15 protein-coding genes and 2 pseudogenes are annotated in these 20,680 nt (G+C 64.2%); 7 read left to right on the forward strand and 10 right to left on the reverse strand.

What is annotated here, in order from left to right; all coding sequences use genetic code 11:
• Positions 1 to 300: 300 nt before the first annotated feature.
• A pseudogene (locus LB528_RS08695) lies at positions 301 to 764 on the reverse strand (N-acetyltransferase family protein).
• Between the two features lie 193 nt (positions 765 to 957).
• Between LB528_RS08695 and LB528_RS08700 the strand changes: the two are divergent.
• Positions 958 to 1,881, forward strand: a complete 924-nt coding sequence (locus LB528_RS08700) for a glycine--tRNA ligase subunit alpha (protein WP_224714672.1) — start codon at positions 958 to 960, stop codon at positions 1,879 to 1,881.
• On the opposite strand, the gene LB528_RS08705 is transcribed toward LB528_RS08700, so the two are convergent.
• A complete protein-coding gene (locus LB528_RS08705) occupies positions 1,878 to 2,060 on the reverse strand; it encodes a hypothetical protein (protein WP_224714548.1) in 183 nt (60 codons plus the stop codon). The two genes, LB528_RS08700 and LB528_RS08705, sit on opposite strands and share 4 nt — an antisense overlap.
• A 251-nt stretch (positions 2,061 to 2,311) precedes the next feature.
• Between LB528_RS08705 and glyS the strand changes: the two genes are divergently transcribed.
• Positions 2,312 to 4,618, forward strand: coding sequence for a glycine--tRNA ligase subunit beta (gene glyS, locus LB528_RS08710; RefSeq protein ID WP_224714549.1), 2,307 nt, complete (start codon positions 2,312 to 2,314; stop codon positions 4,616 to 4,618).
• A 42-nt stretch (positions 4,619 to 4,660) separates the two neighbouring features.
• Here glyS and LB528_RS08715 read toward each other — a convergent pair whose 3' ends face one another.
• Complete coding sequence (locus LB528_RS08715; RefSeq protein ID WP_224714550.1) at positions 4,661 to 5,164, reverse strand: hypothetical protein; 504 nt, start codon at positions 5,162 to 5,164, stop codon at positions 4,661 to 4,663.
• Positions 5,165 to 5,338: 174 nt separating this feature from the next.
• Here LB528_RS08715 and LB528_RS08720 point away from each other — a divergent pair, with 174 nt between their 5' ends.
• From LB528_RS08720 to LB528_RS08730, 3 genes are all read left to right on the forward strand, one after another.
• Complete coding sequence (locus LB528_RS08720) at positions 5,339 to 6,301, forward strand: L-threonylcarbamoyladenylate synthase (RefSeq protein WP_224714551.1); 963 nt, start codon at positions 5,339 to 5,341, stop codon at positions 6,299 to 6,301.
• A 79-nt stretch (positions 6,302 to 6,380) separates the two neighbouring features.
• On the forward strand, positions 6,381 to 7,814 hold the full coding sequence (locus LB528_RS08725; protein ID WP_224714552.1) for an FAD-binding oxidoreductase: 1,434 nt from the start codon (positions 6,381 to 6,383) through the stop codon (positions 7,812 to 7,814).
• 185 nt (positions 7,815 to 7,999) lie between these two features.
• A complete protein-coding gene (locus LB528_RS08730) occupies positions 8,000 to 8,566 on the forward strand; it encodes a DUF6101 family protein (protein WP_224515979.1) in 567 nt (188 codons plus the stop codon).
• Between the two features lie 197 nt (positions 8,567 to 8,763).
• Here the strand turns inward: LB528_RS08730 and ubiA are convergent, their stop codons facing one another.
• Positions 8,764 to 9,747 (reverse strand): 4-hydroxybenzoate octaprenyltransferase, encoded by a 984-nt coding sequence (gene ubiA / locus LB528_RS08735; RefSeq protein WP_224714553.1) that lies wholly within the window; start codon positions 9,745 to 9,747, stop codon positions 8,764 to 8,766.
• A 65-nt stretch (positions 9,748 to 9,812) separates the two neighbouring features.
• The gene (locus tag LB528_RS08740; RefSeq protein WP_263487081.1) at positions 9,813 to 10,703 is read right to left on the reverse strand and encodes a LysR family transcriptional regulator; all 891 of its coding nucleotides are present in this window, start codon (positions 10,701 to 10,703) and stop codon (positions 9,813 to 9,815) included.
• 191 nt (positions 10,704 to 10,894) lie between these two features.
• On the opposite strand from LB528_RS08740, the pseudogene LB528_RS08745 reads away from it, so the two are divergent.
• Together LB528_RS08745 and purD are read left to right on the forward strand one after the other, a co-directional pair.
• A pseudogene (locus LB528_RS08745) lies at positions 10,895 to 11,687 on the forward strand (phytanoyl-CoA dioxygenase family protein).
• A gap of 185 nt (positions 11,688 to 11,872) precedes the next feature.
• A complete protein-coding gene (gene purD / locus LB528_RS08750) occupies positions 11,873 to 13,153 on the forward strand; it encodes a phosphoribosylamine--glycine ligase (protein WP_224714554.1) in 1,281 nt (426 codons plus the stop codon).
• Here purD and LB528_RS08755 read toward each other — a convergent pair whose 3' ends face one another.
• The 5 genes from LB528_RS08755 to LB528_RS08775 all read right to left on the reverse strand — a co-directional run bounded on the left by LB528_RS08755 (position 13,154) and on the right by LB528_RS08775 (position 20,577).
• Positions 13,154 to 14,521, reverse strand: a complete 1,368-nt coding sequence (locus LB528_RS08755) for an alpha-glucosidase/alpha-galactosidase (protein WP_224714555.1) — start codon at positions 14,519 to 14,521, stop codon at positions 13,154 to 13,156.
• 20 nt (positions 14,522 to 14,541) lie between these two features.
• On the reverse strand, positions 14,542 to 16,212 hold the full coding sequence (locus LB528_RS08760) for an ABC transporter ATP-binding protein (protein ID WP_224515985.1): 1,671 nt from the start codon (positions 16,210 to 16,212) through the stop codon (positions 14,542 to 14,544).
• Positions 16,213 to 16,221: 9 nt separating this feature from the next.
• The gene (locus LB528_RS08765) at positions 16,222 to 17,376 is read right to left on the reverse strand and encodes an ABC transporter permease (protein ID WP_224515986.1); all 1,155 of its coding nucleotides are present in this window, start codon (positions 17,374 to 17,376) and stop codon (positions 16,222 to 16,224) included.
• Positions 17,377 to 18,384, reverse strand: a complete 1,008-nt coding sequence (locus tag LB528_RS08770) for an ABC transporter permease (protein ID WP_224714556.1) — start codon at positions 18,382 to 18,384, stop codon at positions 17,377 to 17,379. It abuts the gene before it with no gap.
• Positions 18,385 to 18,495: 111 nt separating this feature from the next.
• Positions 18,496 to 20,577 (reverse strand): ABC transporter substrate-binding protein, encoded by a 2,082-nt coding sequence (locus tag LB528_RS08775; RefSeq protein WP_224714557.1) that lies wholly within the window; start codon positions 20,575 to 20,577, stop codon positions 18,496 to 18,498.
• Positions 20,578 to 20,680: the final 103 nt, after the last annotated feature.

Genomic DNA, 20,680 nt, shown 5'->3' on the forward strand with positions numbered 1-20,680 from the left:
CGTCGCAAGGAAGCTCCTCGTCGTCCTCAACGCCATCATGCGCGACAAAACCGCATTCGCATGAACACAGTTGCCATTCCGTAACGTCAGAGCGTTGCGACGGTGCAGAATTCTGCTCCGCTGCATTCCTTGATCAGGGTCACGGAATGGATTCCAGGGTCTCCGCGACGCCGCTTCGCCGCTGCTCCGCCCTGGAATGACGAGGTTGAGAGGCTTCAGCCAATCGCCAGCGTTGCGCTGATTTCGGCGAAAATCTTGTCCGTCGACAAATGGACTTTCAAGACCCTTGTGTCGAGGAAACTAGAACATCTTTCTGTAGACGACGAACCCGGACTTCTCGCCGACCTTGTCGTAGAGCTGCATCGCCGTGTGGTTCGTCTCATGCGTCAGCCAGTAGACGCGGTTCGCGCCCGCTTGCCTGGCGCGCTCATAGACGCCTTCGATCAGCGCCCGGCCGACGCGCCCTGGCCACGCGCGGCCTCCGTGGTGAAGAGATCCTGCAGATAGCAGCTCGGCGCGATCGACGTTGTCGAGCGATGATAGAGATAGTGGACGAGGCCGAGCAGATTGCCATCGCGCTCGGCCACCAGCGCATGCACCGGCTCATAGGCATCGAAGAAACGCGACCAGGTCATCTGCGTGATCTCGCCGGCAAGCGCCGTCGGGCCGGAGCGCCCGTAAAACGCGTTATAGCCGTCCCACAGCGGCAGCCATTGCTCGTAATCCTGCCTTGTGACGGGTCGGACGGTGAGTTGACCGGACATAGCGAAACCCTCTGTCGTTGAAATGGAACGGAGCAAACGGCGACCGCCGCTCGACGGCAATGGGCCAGCCCGCCGCAAAGCTTTCCGCCTTGCCGGGCGCGAGCCTCCGCCTTGACGCTCGGCGGCCCGGCAACTAGGGAAGCGTCATCCTGCGCTTTCCGAGGCCGCCGTGACCATCGAGATTCCCCCCCATATGCATCCCAGCCGCTCCTTCCAGGGGCTGATCCTGACCTTGCACAATTACTGGGCGGACTATGGTTGCATCATCCTGCAGCCCTACGACATGGAGGTCGGCGCCGGCACCTTTCATCCGGCGACCACCTTGCGCGCGCTGGGTCCGCTGCGCTGGAACGCCGCTTACGTCCAGCCCTCGCGCCGGCCGAAGGACGGGCGCTATGGCGAAAACCCGAACCGGCTGCAGCACTATTACCAGTACCAGGTGATCCTGAAGCCCAATCCGCCAAACCTGCAGGAGCTCTATTTGGGCTCCCTTGAGGCGATCGGCGTCGATCCGCTGCTGCATGACATCCGCTTCGTCGAGGACGACTGGGAAAGCCCGACGCTCGGCGCCTGGGGACTCGGCTGGGAATGCTGGTGCGACGGCATGGAAGTCTCGCAGTTCACCTATTTCCAGCAGGTCTGCGGAATCGAATGCGCGCCGGTGGCGGGCGAGCTGACCTACGGGCTGGAGCGGCTCGCCATGTATGTGCAGGGCGTCGACAATGTCTATGACCTGAACTTCAACGGCCGCGAGGGCGCCGAGAAGGTCACCTATGGCGACGTCTTCCTGCAGGCCGAGGAGGAATATTCGCGCCACAATTTCGAGTTCGCCAACACCGCGATGCTGCTGAGGCATTTCGAGGACGCCGAGGCCGAGTGCAAGGCGCTGCTCGATGCCGGCACGCCGAAGCCGAGCGACAATCTGGCAATGCACCGCATGGTTTTCCCGGCCTACGACCAGTGCATCAAGGCAAGCCATGTCTTCAACCTGCTCGACGCGCGCGGCGTGATTTCGGTCACCGAGCGGCAGAGCTATATCCTGCGCGTGCGCAATCTGGCCAAGGCCTGCGGCGAAGCGTTCCTCAAGACGCGGGCGGGCGGGCTGGCGGCGGCTTAAGCCGACACGGCTTTCACGGTCTCAATGGCGGCGCCGGCCGGCAACGCGATCTGCGCCGATGCGCCGTCAATCGTGCGCATGGCCTGCCTGACCCCTGGCATCGTGATGGTGCCATGCGCCTGGGCGGCGAAGCAGGCGCTGAGCGCCAGGATCTGCAGGGTTCTCGATGCCGTCTTCATCGTCGTTCAGCCAATAGGTCTCTGCCTGAGCGTTTGTCGCTTCAGCGCAGCGTTCGGTTCATCGGAAGGTCTGCTCCAAGGACGGGCCGCCTGGCGCCAACCCGACAGCGGACCGAAAAATTCCGTGAAATCGCTTGAAGAGGCGATCTGCTTGCGGGTGACAGCGGCCGACCGAGTTGCTATTTCCCGCCCATTCGTTACGGCGCCGCGCGCCGACCCTCCCCATCAAGGGGAGGGTAGGGAACCAATCAATGCCCGACTTGCTGCTCGAACTTCGCTCCGAGGAAATTCCCGCCCGCATGCAGCGCAAGGCTGCCGGCGACCTCAGGAAGATGCTGACCGACGGTTTGGTCGAGGCGGGCCTGACCTATGAGGCGGCGCGCGAATACTGGACGCCGCGGCGCCTGGCGCTCGATATCCGTGGCTTGACGGCGCGCTCCAAGGATATCCGCGAAGAGATCAAGGGACCCTCGACCACGGCCCCCGAGCAGGCCGTGCAGGGCTTCCTGCGCAAGGCCGGCCTGTCGTCGATCGCAGACGCCCATGTCCATTCCGACCCGAAGAAGGGCGACTTCTATGTCGCCCATATCGTGAAGCCGGGCAGGGCGGCCGAAGAGATCATTGCCGAGCTGGTGCCGGGCATCATCAGGAACTTCCCTTGGCCGAAATCGATGCGCTGGGGGCCGGCTTCGGCGAAACCCGGCTCGCTGCGCTGGGTGCGGCCGCTGCAGTCGATCGTCTGCACCTTCGGGCCGGAGACCGAGGAGCCGGTGGTGGTCGATTTCGAGATCGACGGCGTCCGCTCAGGCAACGTCACCTATGGCCATCGCTTCCACGCGCCGGGCCCGATCACCGTGCGCCGCTTCGACGACTATGTGGCGAAGCTCGAAGCGGCCAAGGTCGTGCTCGACGCCGACCGCCGCAAGGAGATCATCCTGGCCGACGCCCGCAACACAGCCTTCGCCAACGGCCTTGACCTCGTCGAGGACGAAGGCCTGCTGGAGGAAGTCTCCGGCCTGGTCGAATGGCCGGTCGTGCTGATGGGCGAGTTCGAGCAGGATTTCCTCACCATTCCGGGCGAGGTCATCCGCCTCACCATTCGCGCCAACCAGAAGTGTTTCGTGACCCGGCCGCAGGGCGCGGGCGAAAACCTGTCGAACCGTTTCATCCTGGTCGCCAACATCGAAGCGACCGACGACGGCAAGGAAATCGCCTACGGCAACGGCAAGGTGGTGCGCGCTCGCCTGTCCGACGCGCTCTATTTCTGGAAGACCGACCAGGGCGATCTGCCCGACCTCGACCAGCTGAAGGAATCGGCGGAGAAGTTCGGCCTGGATTTGAAAAAGCCGCTCGACCAGCGCATGGCGCGGCTCGATCACCTCAACGTCACCTTCCATGCCAAGCTCGGCACGCAAGGCGCGCGCGTGGAGCGCATCAAGCAGCTGGCCCAGGAGCTGGCGCCGACGGTCGCGAAGTCCATCTCCCCCCTTGCGGGGGAGATGGCCGGCAGGCCAGAGAGGGTCGCCGCGCGTGAAGCGCCGACCCCCGTGGCGAGAGGCAGCGTCGGCGCTCTACGTGAGGCGACCCCCTCTGTCGCTTTCGGCGACATCTCCCCCTCAAGGGGGGAGATTACCGCGCTCGTCGCCCGCGCAGCCGTGCTCGCCAAGGCCGATCTGCAAACCGAAGTGGTCGGCGAGTTCCCCGAGCTTCAGGGTGCCATGGGTCGCAAATACGCGCTGCTGCAGAGCGAGCATCCTTCGGTGGCCGCAGCCGCCGAGGAGCATTACAAGCCGCAGGGTCCTTCCGACCGCGTGCCGACCGATCCGGTCTCGGTTGCCGTCGCGCTCGCCGACAAGCTCGATACGCTAACCGGCTTCTGGGCGATCGACGAGAAGCCGACCGGCAGCAAGGACCCGTTCGCGCTGCGGCGAGCCGCGCTTGGTGTGGTCAGGATCCTCATCGAGAATCGCATTCGTCTGGCGCTGACGTCTGTTTTCGCCAAGGCCTTTGCAAGCTTCAAGGGCGGTGCGGATCAGTCGTCCGACCTCCTCGCCTTCTTCCACGACCGCCTGAAAGTCTATCTCCGCGACCAGGGCGCGCGGTACGATCTGATCGATGCCGTCATCACACCGCAGTCCGACGACCTGCTGCAGATCGTGCGCCGCGTCGAGGCGCTCGGCTCCTTGCTCGACACCGAGGACGGCAAGAACCTGCTTGCCGGCACCAAGCGCGCCGCCAACATTCTGGCCGCCGAGGAGAAGAAGAAAACGCTCATCGCTGAAACTGTTGAGCCGGCTCTGTTCCGCGAGGACGCGGAAAAGAAGCTCTATGCCGCGGTGAATCAGGCCGAGAAGGAAGCCGGCCAAGCAATTCAAAATGAAGATTTTTCCGCTGCCATGCTGGCTCTTAGCGTGTTGCGCGAACCGGTTGATTCCCTCTTTGGGGGCGTTCTCGTGAATGATGAGGACCAGGCCGTGCGCGCCAACCGTCTGGCGCTTCTCGCCCGCATCCGCGCCGCCACCGATCAGGTCGCGGATTTTTCAAAAATCGTAGGCTGACGGCGCAGAAATCGCGACTCACATCGAGGCGGTATCCAGTGTCTACATCGCCTTGCCGACGCGCGGCAGCGGCTGAGCATTCGGCGGCTGCGCGCCGCCCGATGCGTTGGCTGTCGCGGCCGGCTGGCTGGCGGTTTTGCTGTTGCCGTTCGAAGCGGACGCGGTGCCGTTCGCGGGCGTTGCCGGCGACGTGCCGTTTGCCGGCGCGGTGGCTGTAGTTGCCGGCGTGGTGGGCTTGGCCGCTGCGGTCGCCGCAGGCGTTGCGAAGGCGCCGCCGACGATGCCGCCGCGAATGATCATCGGGGCTTGCTGGTGCCCGGACTTCTCGGGAATTGCCGCGACCTTTTCGTCGGTGACTGCGGGCATGGGGTCGCCAAGCGCTATCACCGAGGGGGTCGAGGCCGAGGACAGCTTGGCCGGCTCGATCGCATTCAGCCGGATGACTGAAGGCGTCGAGGTCGAGGGGGCGACCATGACGATCGACGAGGCATATGCCGCGCCGTTCATCGTCAGAAGGCTGATGCCCAACGCTCCAAGCAAACGCATCACAACAACTCCCAAGCCCGCAACCGCATGGAACCCGCACCTTAGGGCCGGCAGATTGAAGCCGGCTTGCCTGGAAACTTAACATCTTAGGGATTGATAAATCGCCAATGCCCGCACTTGCCCGATGAAAGCGGTCGTATTACGGGACCGGCATGTTCAGGACTGGTGGCGGATTTGGCTGAGATACTGGCGGTCGGCGAGGCTATGGAGCTGGCATTGGCGCTGCTCGAAGGCGGTGACGTCGTCGCCATCCCGACCGAGACGGTTTATGGCCTGGCGGGCGACGCCACCAACGGCGTTGCCGTGGCGCGCATTTTCGAGGCCAAGGGCCGGCCGCGCTTCAATCCGCTGATCGCCCATATCGCCGATCGCGCGATGGCGGACCGTATCGCCGGTTTCGACCCGCTGTCGGCAAAACTGGCCGACGCCTTCTGGCCCGGCCCGCTGACCCTGGTGCTGCCGCAGCGCGCCGGCAACCGCATCCATCCGCTGGTCACCGCGGGGCTGGACACGATCGCTTTGCGCATGCCGCGCGGGTTCGGTGGCGAACTGATCGCGCGCCTCGGCAGGCCGCTCGCTGCCCCAAGCGCCAATTCCTCCGGAAAGATCAGCGGCACGACGGCGCAGGCGGTCGCCGCCGATCTTGGCGACAGGATCAGGCTGGTCGTCGATGGCGGCGCGACGCCGGTCGGCCTGGAATCGACTATTCTCAAGGTCGAGAACGGCAAGTTGCGGCTGCTGCGGCCCGGCGGCATCGGCGCAGAGGAGATCGAGGCGGTGGCCGGCGCGAAATTGTCGCGCGGCGCCGGCGGCATCGAGGCGCCGGGCATGCTCGCCTCGCATTACGCGCCGGGCGCCGCAATGCGGCTCAACGTCGGAAAAATTGCCGAAGGCGAGGCGTTGCTTGCGTTCGGCCGCAACCGCGCCGAGGACTGGGAACGGGCCGTTGCGCTGCGCAACCTATCCGAAATAGGCGACCTGCGCGAAGCGGCAAGCAACCTCTTCGCCTATATGCAGGCGCTCGACCGTGTCGGCGCCGCGACCATCGCCGTCGAGCCGATCCCGTTCGAGGGCTTGGGCGAGGCGATCAATGACCGGCTCGCCCGCGCCGCCGCGCCACGTGACAAGACCGCCTGAGTCTATCTCTTTGTTTTGACGCAATTCCGGACGGAAACCGCTTCGCACTTTTCCTGGAATTGCTCTAGTCTCGCCGCCCATGAACGATCAGCCTTTAGACCTCGATCCTGCCGTCATCGATCGCTTCGCGGCGATCGTCGGCGACAAACATGCGTTGCGCGACCAAGCCGACATCGCGCCTTACATCACCGAGCGGCGCGGCCTTTGGCACGGCCGGACATCGCTGGTGCTCAGGCCCGGCAGCGTCGAGGAAGTGAGCCGCATCATGCGCCTTGCGACCGAGACCGGAACGCCGATCGTGCCGCAAAGCGGCAATACAGGCCTGGTCGGCGCCCAGGTGCCGGACAAATCCGGCCGCGACATCATCGTCTCGCTGTCCAGGCTGAACCGCATCCGCGAAATCGACGTTTTGTCGAACACGGTGACCGTCGAGGCCGGCGTCATCCTGCAGACGCTGCAGGAAGCGGTCGACGCCGACGACCGGCTGTTTCCGCTCTCGCTCGCCGCGCAAGGGTCCTGCCAGATCGGCGGCAATCTCTCCTCCAATGCCGGCGGCACCGGCGTGCTTGCCTATGGCAATGCGCGTGAGCTCTGCCTCGGCGTGGAAGTGGTGCTGCCGACTGGCGAGGTGTTCGATGATTTGCGCAAATTGAAGAAGGACAACACCGGCTACGATCTGAAAAACCTCTTCATCGGCGCCGAAGGCACGCTCGGCATCATCACCGCCGCGGTGCTGAAATTGTTCCCGAAGCCGAAGGGCAGGGAGGTCGCCTTTGCCGGCCTGCCGTCGTCGCCGAAAGATGCGCTGTCGCTGTTCACTTTGGCGATGGACAGGGCCGGCGCATCGCTCACCGCTTTCGAGCTGATCGACAAAAGGCCATACGATTTCACGCTCAAGCACGGGCAAGGCATCACGCGGCCGCTGGCCGACGACTGGCCGTGGTATGTGCTGATGCAGATCTCGTCCGGCCGCTCCGAGGAGGACGGCAAGGCGCTGATCGAAGAAATCCTGGCCGAGGCTCTCGAGCAAGGCATCGTCGGCGACGCGGTGGTGTCGGCAAGCCTTGCCCAGGGCGACGCTTTCTGGAATTTCCGCGAGACGCTGCCTGAATGCCAGAAGCCGGAGGGCGCCTCGATCAAGCACGACATCTCCGTGCCGATCGCCTCGATCCCGGAATTCATCGAAAAGGCGGCCGGGGTGGTTGAGGGGGTCTGCCCCGGCGCGCGCGTCGTCTGCTTCGGCCACATGGGCGACGGCAATCTGCACTACAACATCTCGCGTCCCGTGGATTGGCAGGACGAGGCGTTCCTCGAGCTCTACCACCCCATGAACAAGGCCGTACACGACGTCGTGCGCTCCTTCCATGGCTCGATCTCGGCCGAGCACGGCATCGGCCAATTGAAGCGCGACGAGCTGATCGCCACGGCGCCGCCGATGGCGATCGACCTGATGCGCCGGGTGAAGGCGGCCTTCGATCCGGCCGGCATCATGAATCCCGGTAAGGTTATCTGATCCTTCTTGGATCCGGCGGCCGGTCGCATTCCGATAACCATCGGCTCAGATCAGCAAAATTTAACCGACTTTCTTAAGCGCGCCGGTAAGAAGCGAGCGCTAACATTTCTTCCCATAACGAGGCCGGAAAAACCGGCCCTGAGAGAACCGGAAAACGGCCCTCAGGACTAACAGGGAAGACATCGATGAACACTGGACTGAAGCCAGTCTGGGCCGGGCGCAACATGCGTCTCGACCCGTTTCGCCTGCCGCAGATGGTGAGCTATGCCACCCGCGACGACTATGGCGATGTGACCTTCACCATCGACCAGCGCGGCGCCGTCATCCGCCGTGTGCTGGAGATGAGCGGCGTGCCGGCGATCATCGCGCTGCCCCCCAATGCGTTCCGCGGCGTCGCCGCGCGCGCCATGGAGGATCCGGACGGCAACGTCACCGTGACGCTCGAGCTCCTGCACAATGATCCGATGCTGTCGGTGCCGCTGCTGGTCGCCGACGATCTCGAGGACGTCGCCGCCGACTGGCGCGCCTGGGCCGATGCCTATCGCCTGCCGATGCTGCTGATCGAGGCCGACGGCATCGCCCGCACGTTGGAAGAATCGCTCGGCGCCGCCATCAAGGCGCTGCCGCCGCAGGAACGCCGCAAGGGCCGCGTCTCCACCATGCGCCGCCCGCGCTTCCTCGCCCGCCGCAAGGCCGGCAATCTGGGCTTGAGGCTGGTCATCGACGGCCAGGAGATTATCGCAAGGGAGTAGGTTTCTTCTCCCCGTCACTATACGGGGAGAAGTGCCCGGCAGGGCGATGAGGGGCAGCGCCGACCTGGGGGTTTAGCCGCCTCAAAATTGATCCAACACACGCTATATCGCCGTGCCTTTCGCCTTACCTCCAAGGTCGGCGCCGCCCCTCATCCGGCTGCCGCCACCTTCTCTCCGTGGAACGGGGAGAAGGAAGACTACACCAGCGGCTTCAGCCATATCCACACCGAGCCGCCGATCAGGCCGAGGAAGATCAGCCAGCCGACCTGGTTGTTCGACTTGAACAATTTCAGGCACTGGTCCGGATTGCCGATGTCGAGCCGGATGATCTGGCGCGCCATATGTGCGCCGGCGGCGATCAGCCCGGCCAGCGCCACGATCGGCACCTGCGCCGAGGCGAAGGCGATGGCGAAGCAGATAAGCGCGCCGCCATAGAGCCCGGTGAGCCACATCTTGGTGTTGTCGCCGAACAGCCGCGCCGTCGAGCGTACGCCGACGATGGCGTCGTCTTCCTTGTCCTGATGCGCGTAGATCGTGTCGTAGCCGATCACCCACAGGATCGAGCCGATATAGAGCATGATCGCCGGATCATCGATGTCGCCGAACTCGACCGCCCAGCCCATCAGCGCGCCCCAGGAGAAGGCCAGCCCTAGCACGAGTTGCGGCCAGTTGGTGATGCGCTTCATGAACGGGTAGACGGCGACGATCGCCAGCGAGGCGATGCCGAGCGGAATGGCGAAGCTGTTGAACTGCAACAGCACGGCAAGCCCGATGAGCGCCTGGATGATGACGAATGCCCAAGCCTGGCGACGTGTCACCTTGCCGGCCGGCAGCGGCCGCGAGCGGGTGCGCTCGACCTGGTTGTCGATGTCCTCGTCAGCGAGGTCGTTATAGGTGCAGCCGGCGCCGCGCATGGCGACCGAGCCGATGAAGAACAACAGCAGATACCAGGGCGCCGGAAGCAACGTCAGCAACGAGTCGGTCGGGCGTGGATAGGCGCCCGCGGCAAGTGCTGCCGACCACCAGCAGGGCCACAACAGCAGCTGCCACCCGATAGGCCTGTCCCAGCGCGCAAGCTGCGCATAGGGCCACAGCCAGCGCGGCAGCACCCGATAGACCCAATGGCCGCTCGGCGCATCGGCGACGCGGCCCTGGATCGCTTTCGACTGGACGGTTTCCATCGCGCTGGAGTGGCAGCAGCTAAGGGCGCTGTCAAGCGGCAGCGTTGTCGCTCAAGCGCTGAAACCTAGGCAGTGAAAACGTCGTGACCGGCAAACCATGCCTTGGCGACGTCGATGAACGCCGCAGCCGCCTTCGACAGGCGCTGGCGCGTGTCGTGGGTCAGGATGATGCGCTGCATCGGCACAGGATCGGACAGGGGCTTTAAGACCAGCGGCAGGCCGTCATAGCTGCGGTCGCCATAGGGCCTCGTATAGCTGACTGCGACGCCGAAGCCGTTGGCCACCATGGAGCGCTGCAGCTCGAACGAGCTGGTCGTCGCCCGGGCGACCGGCGAGAGGCCGCGGCTGAGGAAGAGGTCCAGCATATGCTGCCAACTATGCGGCTGGTCGGTGGTGACCAGCGGATGCTGCGCGAGCTCGGCCAGGCTGACGGCGTGCTTGTCCGCCAGCTCATGGCCGGCCGGCAAAAGCGCGTGCGGCCGCAGCTCGTGCAGGAGGATGCGCTTGAAATGACCGGGCAGGCCGAGATCATAGGTGAGGCCGAGATCGACGGCGCCGTCGGCCAGTCGGCGCCCCAGCGTGTCGAAGGTTTCATCGCCGATGACGACCGTGACGGCCGGGCAGCGCTCGGCGAAGGCGCGCATCAGCGCGGGCGCGAAATAGGGCGCCAGATCCTCGAAGCAGCCGAGCACCAGTTCGGCGCCGACATCGGCGTCGCGCGAACCGAGCGCCGCCAGTTCATCCGCCTCGCCCAGCACCTGCCTCGCCTTGGCCACGGCCCTGCGGCCGAAGGATGTCAGCGAAACGCCGCTGCCGCGCTGGCGCACGAACAGTTTCTGGCCAAGGTCGGCCTCGACATTGTCGATCGCCACCGAGATCGACGGCTGCGACAGGTTCAGCGCCTGGGCTGCCGCGGTCACGCTGCCATAGCGGGCGACGGCAACGACATAGCGCAACTGGTGAGGGTCAATCTCATAGGTGAAAACTATAAATCAGATGGCAAGTTATTATTTTACGCGATGTCAGCCGCTTGCGATAGTCGGCCACCGAGCCACGAGCAGTTCCAGGAAAGCGTGAAGCGGTTAGGCTCGGCGACTTCGCCGTAGCCTTCCGTCCGGAATTGCGTCAAACAATGAGATCGAGCGCCATGGCCAGCCCAGAGATCTATGCTTCGACGATTGCCGATTACCAGCGCGACGGCGCGGTCTGCATCCGCGGCGCCTTCAAGGACTGGGTCGACGTGATCGCCGACGGCATCGAGCGCAATATGCGTCACCGCAGCGCCACCGCTTCCGACATCGCCGGCGGCAAGGGCACCTTCTTCGACGATTACTGCAACTGGGAGCGCATCCCGGAATTCGTCAGGATCGTCAGGGAATCGCCGGCCGCCGCGCTCGCCGCCGCGGTCATGCAGTCGCGCAGCGCCCAGTTCTTCCACGACCACGTCCTCGTCAAGGAGCCCGGCACGCAGAAGCCGACGCCCTGGCACCAGGATATTCCCTATTATTCGTCGACGGCAGCCAGACGGTCAGCTTCTGGATTCCGATCGATCCGGTGAAGGAAGCGACGCTGAGGCTGATCGCCGGCTCGCACAATGGGAAAAGATGGTGCTGCCGGTGCGCTGGCTGAACGACGCCAATTTCTACGCTGGCGAGGACGACTACCTGCCGGTGCCCGATCCCGACAACGACCCGTCGATGAAGGTTCTGGAATGGGAGATGGAGCCGGGCGACGCCATCCTGTTCGACTTCCGCACCGCGCATGGCGCGCGCGGCAACCTGACGGCGGCACGCCGCCGGGCGCTGTCGCTGCGCTGGGTCGGCGATGACGCGCATTATGTCGAGCGTCCCGGCCGCACCTCGCCGCCCTATCCCGGCCACGACATGAAGCCCGGCCAGAAACTGCGCGAAGATTGGTTTCCCGTCATTTTCCAAAGCTGAGGCATTTCCAGAGCTGAGCCGTCCTCCGGAGCTTGAGCCGTTCCCGACCGAGGTCGGAGCCCGTCTCATTGGCCTTGATGAGGCCCACGTTCCCGTGCGCAATTGCCGCCAAAATGCCGAGACGCCTTGACCCGTCGCCCGCGGACCAATAGCGGGTTCGGGGAGACGATCAGCAAGAGGTGGCCATGAACGTTCTTCTTCTCGGTTCGGGTGGCCGCGAACATGCGCTCGCCTGGAAGATGTCCGCCTCGCCGCTGCTGACGAAGCTCTACGCCTCGCCCGGCAATCCGGGCATCGGCCGCATCGCCGAACCGGTGAAGCTCGACGTCGCCGACCATTCCACTGTGGCCGCCTTCTGCCAGGAAAAGAAGATCGATCTGGTCGTGGTCGGTCCGGAAGGCCCGCTGGTCGCCGGCATCGCCGATGATCTGCGCGCCTGGGGTATCCGTGTCTTCGGTCCGTCAAAGGCCGCGGCAAAGCTCGAAGGCTCGAAGGGCTTCACCAAGGACCTTTGCGCCAAATTCAACATCCCGACCGCCGCCTATGGCCGTTTCAGCGACTTCGCCTCGGCGAAAGCCTATGTCGAGAAGACTGGCGCGCCGATCGTCATCAAGGCCGACGGGCTCGCCGCCGGCAAGGGCGTTACCATCGCCATGACGCTCGATGAGGCGAACGCCGCGCTGGAAGCCTGTTTCGACGGCGTTTTCGGCGCGGCCGGCGCCGAGGTCGTGATCGAGGAATATCTGACCGGCGAGGAGGCGAGCTTCTTCTGCCTGTGCGACGGCGCCACCGCGCTCCCCTTCGGCACCGCGCAGGACCACAAGCGCGTCGGCGACGGCGATACCGGGCCGAACACCGGCGGCATGGGCGCCTATTCGCCGGCGCCGGTGATGACGCCGGAAATGACCGAGCGCACCATGCGCGAGATCATCGAGCCGACCATGCGCGGCATGGCCAATCTCGGCGCACCTTTCGCCGGCATCCTCTTTGCCGGCCTGATGATTACCGACCAGGGCCCCAAGCTGATCGAATACAACACCCGTTTCGGCGATCCCGAATGCCAGGTGCTGATGATGCGGCTGAAGGACGACCTGCTCGTCCTGCTCAACGCCGCCGTCGACGGCCAGCTCGCGCATATGTCTATCCGCTGGAGCGACGAGACGGCGTTGACGGTGGTGATGGCGGCGCGGGGCTATCCGGGCACGCCGGAAAAGGGCTCGGTCATCCGCGGCCTCGATAGGGCGGAAGGCGAGGGCGTGCAGGTCTTCCATGCCGGCACCGCCATCAATGGCGGCGCGCTGGTCGCCAATGGCGGCCGCGTGCTCAACGTCACCGCGCTCGGCAAGACCGTCGGCGAGGCGCAGGCCAAAGCCTACGCGGCGATCGAGCATATCGACTGGCCGCAGGGCTTTTACCGCCACGACATCGGCTGGCGCGCCGTCGAACGCGAAAAAGCTGGAAGCTGATCAGGGAGCCTTGCTTCTGCCTCTCCGCGCCCAGGCCGGCAGCCAGTCGCCATGCGCGGCAAGCAGGTCGTCGACCAATGACCAGATCTGGTCGAGGTCGAGCTCGGCCGCGGTGTGCGGGTCCATCATCGCCGCGTGGTAGATGTGCTCGCGGTTTTCGCTCATCAGCGCCCGCACCGTCAGCTCCTGCACGTTGATGTTGGTGCGGATCAGCGCTGTCAGCTGCGGCGGCAGATCGCCAATGTAAGTGGGCTGGATGCCGGAGGCATCGACCAGGCACGGCACCTCCGCCGCGCAGTCGAAAGGCAGCGAGGTGATGCAGCCATTGTTGCGCACATTGCCGTAGATCACCGACGGCTCGCCGGTCCACACCGAGTTCATGATCGAGGAGGCATATTCCCTGGACTGCTCGACCTCGATTCGGTCGGCCGAGCGGTAGGCTTGCGCCTCGCCCTTCCAGCGCTCGATCTGCTCGATGCAGCGTTTCGGATATTCGTCGAGCGGAATGCCGTATTTCTCCATCAGGTCGCCGCGCCCCTCCTTGATGAAATAGGGCGTGTACTCGGCGAAATGCTCGGAGCTCTCGGTGACGAAATAGCCGAGCCGGGTCAGCATCTCGTAGCGCACCTTGTTCGGGCAGCGCGGGTTCCAGCCGGGTTTTGGCGCGCGGCTCTCGCGATAGGCGCGCACGAGGTCGGGATAGAGGTCGCGGTAGGAGCCGTCCGGCTGGCGATGCTCGAACTTGAGATAAAACGCCATGTGGTTGATGCCGGCCGAGCGATAGCGGATCTCCTCATAGGGAAGGTCGAGATCGTGCGCCAGTTCCATCGCCGTGCCCTGCACCGAGTGGCAGAGCCCGACCTGCTTGATCGTCGGATATTTCTCGGCGATCGCCCAGGTGTTGATCGCCATCGGGTTGACATATTGCAGCATGATCGCCTCGGGGCAGACGGCGAGCATGTCCTCGCAGATCTTCCACAGATGCGGCACGGTCCTCAGGCCCCGCATGATGCCACCGACGCCGAGTGTGTCTGCGATGGTCTGGCGCAGGCCGTATTTCTTCGGCACCTCGAAATCGGTGACGGTGCAGGGCTCGTAGCCGCCGATCTGGAAAGCGACGACAACGAAGTCGGCGCCGGAAAGCGCCTTTCGCTGGTCGGAATAGGTCTCGGCCTTCGCCTTGACGCCCAGCGTCGCTATCAGCTTGTTGACGACGACGGCGCTCTCTTCCAGCCGCTGCGGGTTGATGTCCATCAATGCGATCGTCGCGCCCGACAGGGCCGGCCGCTGCAGCACGTCGCCGACGATGTTCTTCATGAATACCGTTGAGCCGGCGCCGATGAACGCGATCCTGGGATTTCTTGCCACTGTAAAAACCTCCGGCACTTCTAGGCCACGTCGAAAGCGGCCCTGACGAGCCGTTCCGTGTAGGCGGTCTTGGGATTGGAAAGGACCTCGTCGACGGGTCCCTGTTCGACGATCTTGCCGTGCTGCATGACGATGACGCGGTGGCACAGCGCCCGCACCACCTTGAGGTCGTGCGAGATGAAGAGATAGCTCAAGCCGCGCTCGTCTTGCAGCTTTCGCAACAGGTCGATGATCTGCGCCTGCACGGAAAGGTCGAGCGCCGAAGTCGGCTCGTCGAGCAGGATGAATTCGGGCTCCAGCGCAATCGCCCGCGCGATCGCGATGCGCTGCCGCTGGCCGCCGGAGAATTCATGCGGGAAGCGCGACAGGATGTTGCCGGGCATGCCGGCGCTCACCAGCGCCTCGCGCACCCGTTCGTTCCGCTCGCGCCGCGTCGCACCCAACCTGTTGACGACCAGCCCTTCCTCGATGATCTGGCCGATCGTCATGCGCGGATTGAGCGAGGAGAACGGATCCTGGAACACGATCTGCATGCGCGAGCGCAGCGGCCGCATCTCGGCCCGCGTGAGACCCTCTATCGGCTGGTCGTCGAAACGGATCTCGCCGCGCTTGGCGTCGAGCAGCCGAAGCAGGGCTTGCCCGAAAGTGGTCTTGCCGGAGCCGGATTCGCCGACGAGCCCCAGCGTCTCGTGGCGGCAAAGTTTCAGGTCGAGATCGTCGACGGCGACCAGCTCGCGCCAGTCCGGCTTCATGAAAGAGCCGTGGCGCAGCATGAAACAGACGCGCACGCCATTCGCCTCAAGGATCGTGCGGGACTTGTCGGGCAGCACCTTCGGCCGTCCGTGTGGCTCGGAAGCGAGCAGCCGCTGCGTGTAGGGATGTTGGGGATTGGCAAACAGTCGCTCGGTGACGTTATGCTCGCGCATCTCGCCATGCTGCATGACATAGACGTAGTCGGAGAACTTGCGCACCACGGTGAGGTCGTGCGTGATCAGGATCACCGCCATCCGCAGCTCTTTCTGCAGGTTGCGGATCAGGTTCAGGATCTGGGCCTGCACGGTGACGTCGAGCGCGGTGGTCGGCTCGTCGGCGATCAGCACGTCCGGTTCGTTGGCCAAGGCCATCGCGATCATGACGCGCTGCCGCTGGCCGCCCGAGAGCTGATGCGGATACTGCTTGAGCCTTGCCTCCGGTTCGGGGATCTGAACATGCCGCAAAAGCTCGAGCGCTCGCGCCCAGGCTTGTCTGCGGCCGACTTTGCGATGCACCCTGATCGCCTCGACGATCTGGCTGCCGACCGTATAGATCGGGTTCAGCGAGCTCATCGGCTCCTGGAAGATCATCGAGATGCGGTTGCCGCGCAGCTTGCGCCGGGCGCTCTCGGCAAATTTCAGGATGTTCTGCCCGCAATAATCGATGCTCGACCGGGGCGAAACCGTCGCCCGCCGCGATAAAAGCCCCATGACGGTGCGCGCCGTCACCGACTTGCCTGAGCCGGACTCGCCGACGATCGCGATCGTCTCGCCGCGATAAAGCTGGAACGAGACGTCCTTCACCGCCTCGACGGTGCCGTGCTCGACCTTGAAGGCGACCTCGATATTGCGCGCGTCGATGATGGGCTGCTCATGGCGCGCGTCATGGTCGAGCCGGACGGCTGGCGCGAAATTGTCTGCGAGCGCGATCGTCGTCATCCGGCCACCTCAATAGGGATCGACGGCATCGCGCAGGCCATCGCCCAGCGCGTTGAAGGCAAAGACGGTGATCAGCACGAAGCCGACCGGCGACAGGATCCAGGGATAGGTGCCGATGACCGAATAGGTCGCCGTGTCCTGCAGCATCAGGCCCCATGAGATCAGCGGCGGCTTCACCGCGAAACCGAGAAAGCCGAGGAAGGATTCGAGCAGCACCACGGTCGGGATCGCCAGCGTCACCGCGACGATCACGTGGCTCATCACATTGGGGAAGATGTGCTGCATGATGATGCGCCGGTCTGTGGCGCCCACCGCCATCGCGGCGCGCACATAGTCGATCCGCGCCAGCGCCAGCGTCTTGCCGCGCACCTCGCGCGACATCTGCGCCCAGCCCAGCGCCGACATCACGATGATGACGAAGGCGAGGAAGACATTCGTCGGTGCTGTCACGGGGATCAGCGTCGTCAGCGCGAGATAGAGCGGCAGTTGCGGGAAGGCGAGCACCAGCTCGACGAAGCGCTGCATCCAGACATCGAACTTGCCGCCGAAATAGCCGGAGACCATGCCGACGGTGGTGCCGATCACGGTGATGATGAAGACCACCGTCAGCGCGATCATCAGCGACACGCGCGAGCCGTGGATGGCGCGCGACAGCACGTCGCGGCCGAACTTGTCGGTGCCGAGGAAATGCACCGGCTGACCATCCATCGAGCCGAAGAGGTGCCGGTTCGCCGGGATGAGCCCAAAGAGCTTGTAGGGCGCACCCTCGACGAAGAAGCCGAGCAGCCGCGGATGGTCGTAGTCAGGCCCGACGATCGGCTGGAAGGTGACCGGATCGAGGTCGGTCGAATCGGCCAAGGCATAGATTCTCGGCCGCGCGACGAAATTGCCGTCCTTGTCGTGGAAGACGGGCAGTTGCGGCGGCGCGAAGGCCACATCGGTCGCCTTCGGATCGGAGGGCGCCAGGAAATCCGCGAACACCGCCATGACAAGCAGGAGCACAACCAGGCACAGCCCGGCCATTCCTGTCCAGGAACGCTTCAGGCGACGCCAGACAAGGGCGATATAGCTCTCATTGCCGTGCGCCGGCTCAGCAAAGGTCACGCCTGCCGCCGGCAAAGGCGTAAGGGATGGGGGCGTCGGGGAGGGGTCGCGCGCCAGCATCTAGCGCTCCCCGAACTGGCGGATGCGGGGATCGAGCAGCACCAGCAGCATGTCGGCAATTATGTTGCCGACGATCAGCGTCGCCGACAGCACCATCATGAAGGTCGCCGTGACATAGACGTCGCCCACCGCCATCGAGCCGACGATCGCCGGCCCGACGGTGGGCAGCGCGAAGATGATCGCCGTCTCGATCTCGCCGGTCAGCATGTAGGGCAGCACTACGCCCTGATACATCACCAAAGGATGCAGCGCGTTGGGCACGGCGTGCCGCATCACCACGGCGCCGCCGGTCAGGCCTTTGGCCTTGGCCGTCTCGACATATTGCGCGTTGAGCGTGTCGAGCAGATTGCCGCGCATCACGCGCATATTGTAGGCGAGCCCGCCGAAGGTCGCGATCGCCACGACTGGCCAGACGTGCTTGACCAGGTCGACGACCTTCGCCCACGACCACGGCGCGCCGCCATATTGCGGTGAGAAGAACGAGCCGATCTCCGAGACGTTGAACTGGAAGACCAGCAGATAGACGATGATCAACGCCATCAGGAAGCGCGGCACCGTCATGCCGAGGAACGAGATCGCGGAAAGTGTCGAGTCGATCCAGCTATACTGCCTCGTCGCCGCCCATATACCGAAGGTGATGCCGAGCACCGAGGCGAGCAGATGGCAGACCAGCGCCAGAAGCAAGGTGCGCGGCAAGCGCTCGCCCACCACATCGGCCACCGGCTTGTTGTAATAGAGGCTGTAGCCGAAATCGCCGCGCGTGACGATGCCGCCGATCCAGTTGAGATACTGGACGGGCAGCGGCTTATCGAGGCCGTGTTCGACCCGGTAAGCCTGGGCTTGCGCATCCGCTTCGGCGTAGGAGGCGCCGCCCTGGTTGATCAGCTGCGATTTGATGTAGTCGGCATAGTCGCCAAGCGGCGCCTGGATGATGGCGAAGGTGACGAGGCTCAAGATTGCTAGCACGGGAAGCGCCGACGCTATGCGCATAAGCAGGAATCGCAACATCGGATGGTCCACTTTCCTTCTTCCCGGTCGCTCCTGGGGCGCCCCCGAGATTTGGTTTTGTCCGGCCGCGCCAGCGGCGCGACCGGAGTTCTCTTCGTCAGGGGAGGTTAACTAGTTCATCGGGCCCTTGTCTCCGGGCTTGCCGGGAAGCTCCTCGGGGAAGAGCTCATATTTCGCCTGCTTGTCGGCGGCGACGAAGACGCGCTCGCGGATGATCGAATCCTCGGCCCAGTTGAACATGTAGATCGGCGTGCCCTGCGGGACGTTGGAGAAGCGCTTGTTGACGATCAGCGCTCCGGGGTATTCCGTCAGGCCGACATTGTAGACGTTTTCCGTCGATATCTTCTGGAACTTTCGCATCAGGTCGGCGCGCTCGTCATTGTCCTGCGTCGCGACGAACTTGTTGACGATGTCGACAAGGTCCTTCTCGAACGGCATCAGGTCGACCTCGCCGCTTTCCGGCGCGCGATGGTTCCAGCTGGTCTTTGGACCGACGGGAGCGAGCTGCTCGGTGTTCTGCACCACGGAAGTCAGTTCGGTCTCATTGCGCCGGATCAGCCAGTCGAAGCGGCCGGAATATTGGGTTGCATCGCGCTGCGTGCCGTTGACGCCGTTGATGACCACCCTCAGCCCAAGCTTTTCCATTTGAGCGACGACGCCTTCGGCCAGGCTCTTGTCGGTCGTGTAGTCGTTGTTGACCAGCATCACGATCTCGACATTCTTGCCGCCGGCCGTCCCGGCCGGGAAGTTCACGAAACCGTCGCCATCCGTGTCCTTGAGACCGGCCTTGGCAAGTTCAGCCTTGGCGCCCTTGAGATCGAAGGGATAGTAAACGGTCGATTTGCGGTCATAGAAGCTGGTGCCCGAGGAGAAGCCGCCCGGATAGATGGCGGTGAACGGGCCCTTGACCAGCGAGTCGCCCAGCGCCTTGCGGTCGAGCGCCATGGTGACCGCCTTGCGGAAATCCTCGTTGCGGTTGAGCTCACGCAGCGCCTGGCCGCGCTCGTCCGGATTGCCCCAGCCATTGGCGGAAAAATTCATGCGCAGATTATAGCCGATGAGGCGCGGACCGAAGGCAAGCCGTGCCGGCGCGTTCTTCTCGGCGGCACGCTTCAGCGAGGCGACGAAGTTCTCCGGCTGCTCCAGGTTGGAGAAGTCGCCCGAGCCCGCCACCGCCTGGACGTCGCGATCGGCCCAGGTCGAGAGCTTGTATTGCAGCTCGTTGAGATAGGGCAGTTGGTTGCCCTTCTCGTCGACCTTCCAATAGTAGGGATTGCGGCGCAGGACGATGATGTCGTCCGGCCGGTATGCTACAGGCACCCAGGCGCCCATCACCGGCATGTTCATGAATTCCGGCGGGAAGGCATTCTTGAACTGGTCGTAGGTGTTCTTCGAATATTTCGGATGCTGCGGCTTGAGGATATGCGACGGGCCGGGGCAGAAAGTGCCGTAGGCCATCGCAAAGAGATATTGCTTCGGGAACGCCGCCTTGAACGTCCATTCCACGGTGTAGTCGTCGATCTTCTTAAGCGTGGTGCCGACGCCGAAGGTTTCCTGCGTCGCGCCGTTGAGCGGCGAGACGTTGGGATCGAGCACTTCGTCCTCCCAGTAGAACATGACGTCGTCGGCGTTGAAGGGTGCGCCGTCCGACCATTTGGCGCCTTCGATCAGATGCATGGTGAGCTTGTGGCCGTCCTTCGACCATTCCCAGCTCTTGGCGAGGTTGGGCAGCGGCTCGATGTCCTTGGCTTCGACCTGGAACAGCGGCGCCGTGCGGGTCAGGCATTCGGACAGGCCGATGTCGATGCCGCCCCAGCCTTGAGTCTGGCCGGCGCCATAGTTCCAGCCTTCCGGCCTTCCGCCGATGACGTGGCGCATCGTGTCGCCATAGACGCCAATGCCGTCCGGCATGTTGCCCGCCTTGAAGACCATGGGCTCCTTGGGTAGCCTCTCCTTGACCGGCGGCAGCTTGCCGGCCTTGACGTATTTCTCGGTCACCCAGCCCGGCTCGTGATATTCGGGCAGCGCCTTGAACTCCAGGATGGAGTCGCGCGCCACGTAGTGGATCTTGCCCTCGGCCGGAAACGTCGCCGGTTCCGGCGGGATCGTCGGCTCGGATGCAAAAGCGTGTGCCGGAATGGCGGCGCTCACCGCCAGTCCGGCGGCAAAGCCAATTGTGCGTAAGGTCCTCATAGTCTCCTCCCAGTTGTTTGGACGCCTGCTGCTGCCCGCCTCTTGTTTCTGGACGGCTGATCCGGCGGACGTGCCTCCTGCATGTCTGCCTGCCTGCCCGGAT

The sequence above is a fragment of the Mesorhizobium sp. CA4 genome, assembly GCF_020165075.1.
Lineage (GTDB): Bacteria > Pseudomonadota > Alphaproteobacteria > Rhizobiales > Rhizobiaceae > Mesorhizobium.

Coding starts and splice junctions, on each gene's coding strand:
- LB528_RS08775 (WP_224714557.1), bottom strand. CDS start 20,577: ATGAGGACCTTACGCACAATTGGCTTTGCCGCCGGACTGGCGGTGAGC.
- glyS (WP_224714549.1), top strand. CDS start 2,312: ATGCCCGACTTGCTGCTCGAACTTCGCTCCGAGGAAATTCCCGCCCGC.
- LB528_RS08715 (WP_224714550.1), bottom strand. CDS start 5,164: ATGCGTTTGCTTGGAGCGTTGGGCATCAGCCTTCTGACGATGAACGGC.
- LB528_RS08705 (WP_224714548.1), bottom strand. CDS start 2,060: ATGAAGACGGCATCGAGAACCCTGCAGATCCTGGCGCTCAGCGCCTGC.
- LB528_RS08760 (WP_224515985.1), bottom strand. CDS start 16,212: ATGACGACGATCGCGCTCGCAGACAATTTCGCGCCAGCCGTCCGGCTC.
- LB528_RS08700 (WP_224714672.1), top strand. CDS start 958: ATGCATCCCAGCCGCTCCTTCCAGGGGCTGATCCTGACCTTGCACAAT.
- purD (WP_224714554.1), top strand. CDS start 11,873: ATGAACGTTCTTCTTCTCGGTTCGGGTGGCCGCGAACATGCGCTCGCC.
- LB528_RS08770 (WP_224714556.1), bottom strand. CDS start 18,384: ATGTTGCGATTCCTGCTTATGCGCATAGCGTCGGCGCTTCCCGTGCTA.
- ubiA (WP_224714553.1), bottom strand. CDS start 9,747: ATGGAAACCGTCCAGTCGAAAGCGATCCAGGGCCGCGTCGCCGATGCG.
- LB528_RS08725 (WP_224714552.1), top strand. CDS start 6,381: ATGAACGATCAGCCTTTAGACCTCGATCCTGCCGTCATCGATCGCTTC.
- LB528_RS08730 (WP_224515979.1), top strand. CDS start 8,000: ATGAACACTGGACTGAAGCCAGTCTGGGCCGGGCGCAACATGCGTCTC.
- LB528_RS08765 (WP_224515986.1), bottom strand. CDS start 17,376: ATGCTGGCGCGCGACCCCTCCCCGACGCCCCCATCCCTTACGCCTTTG.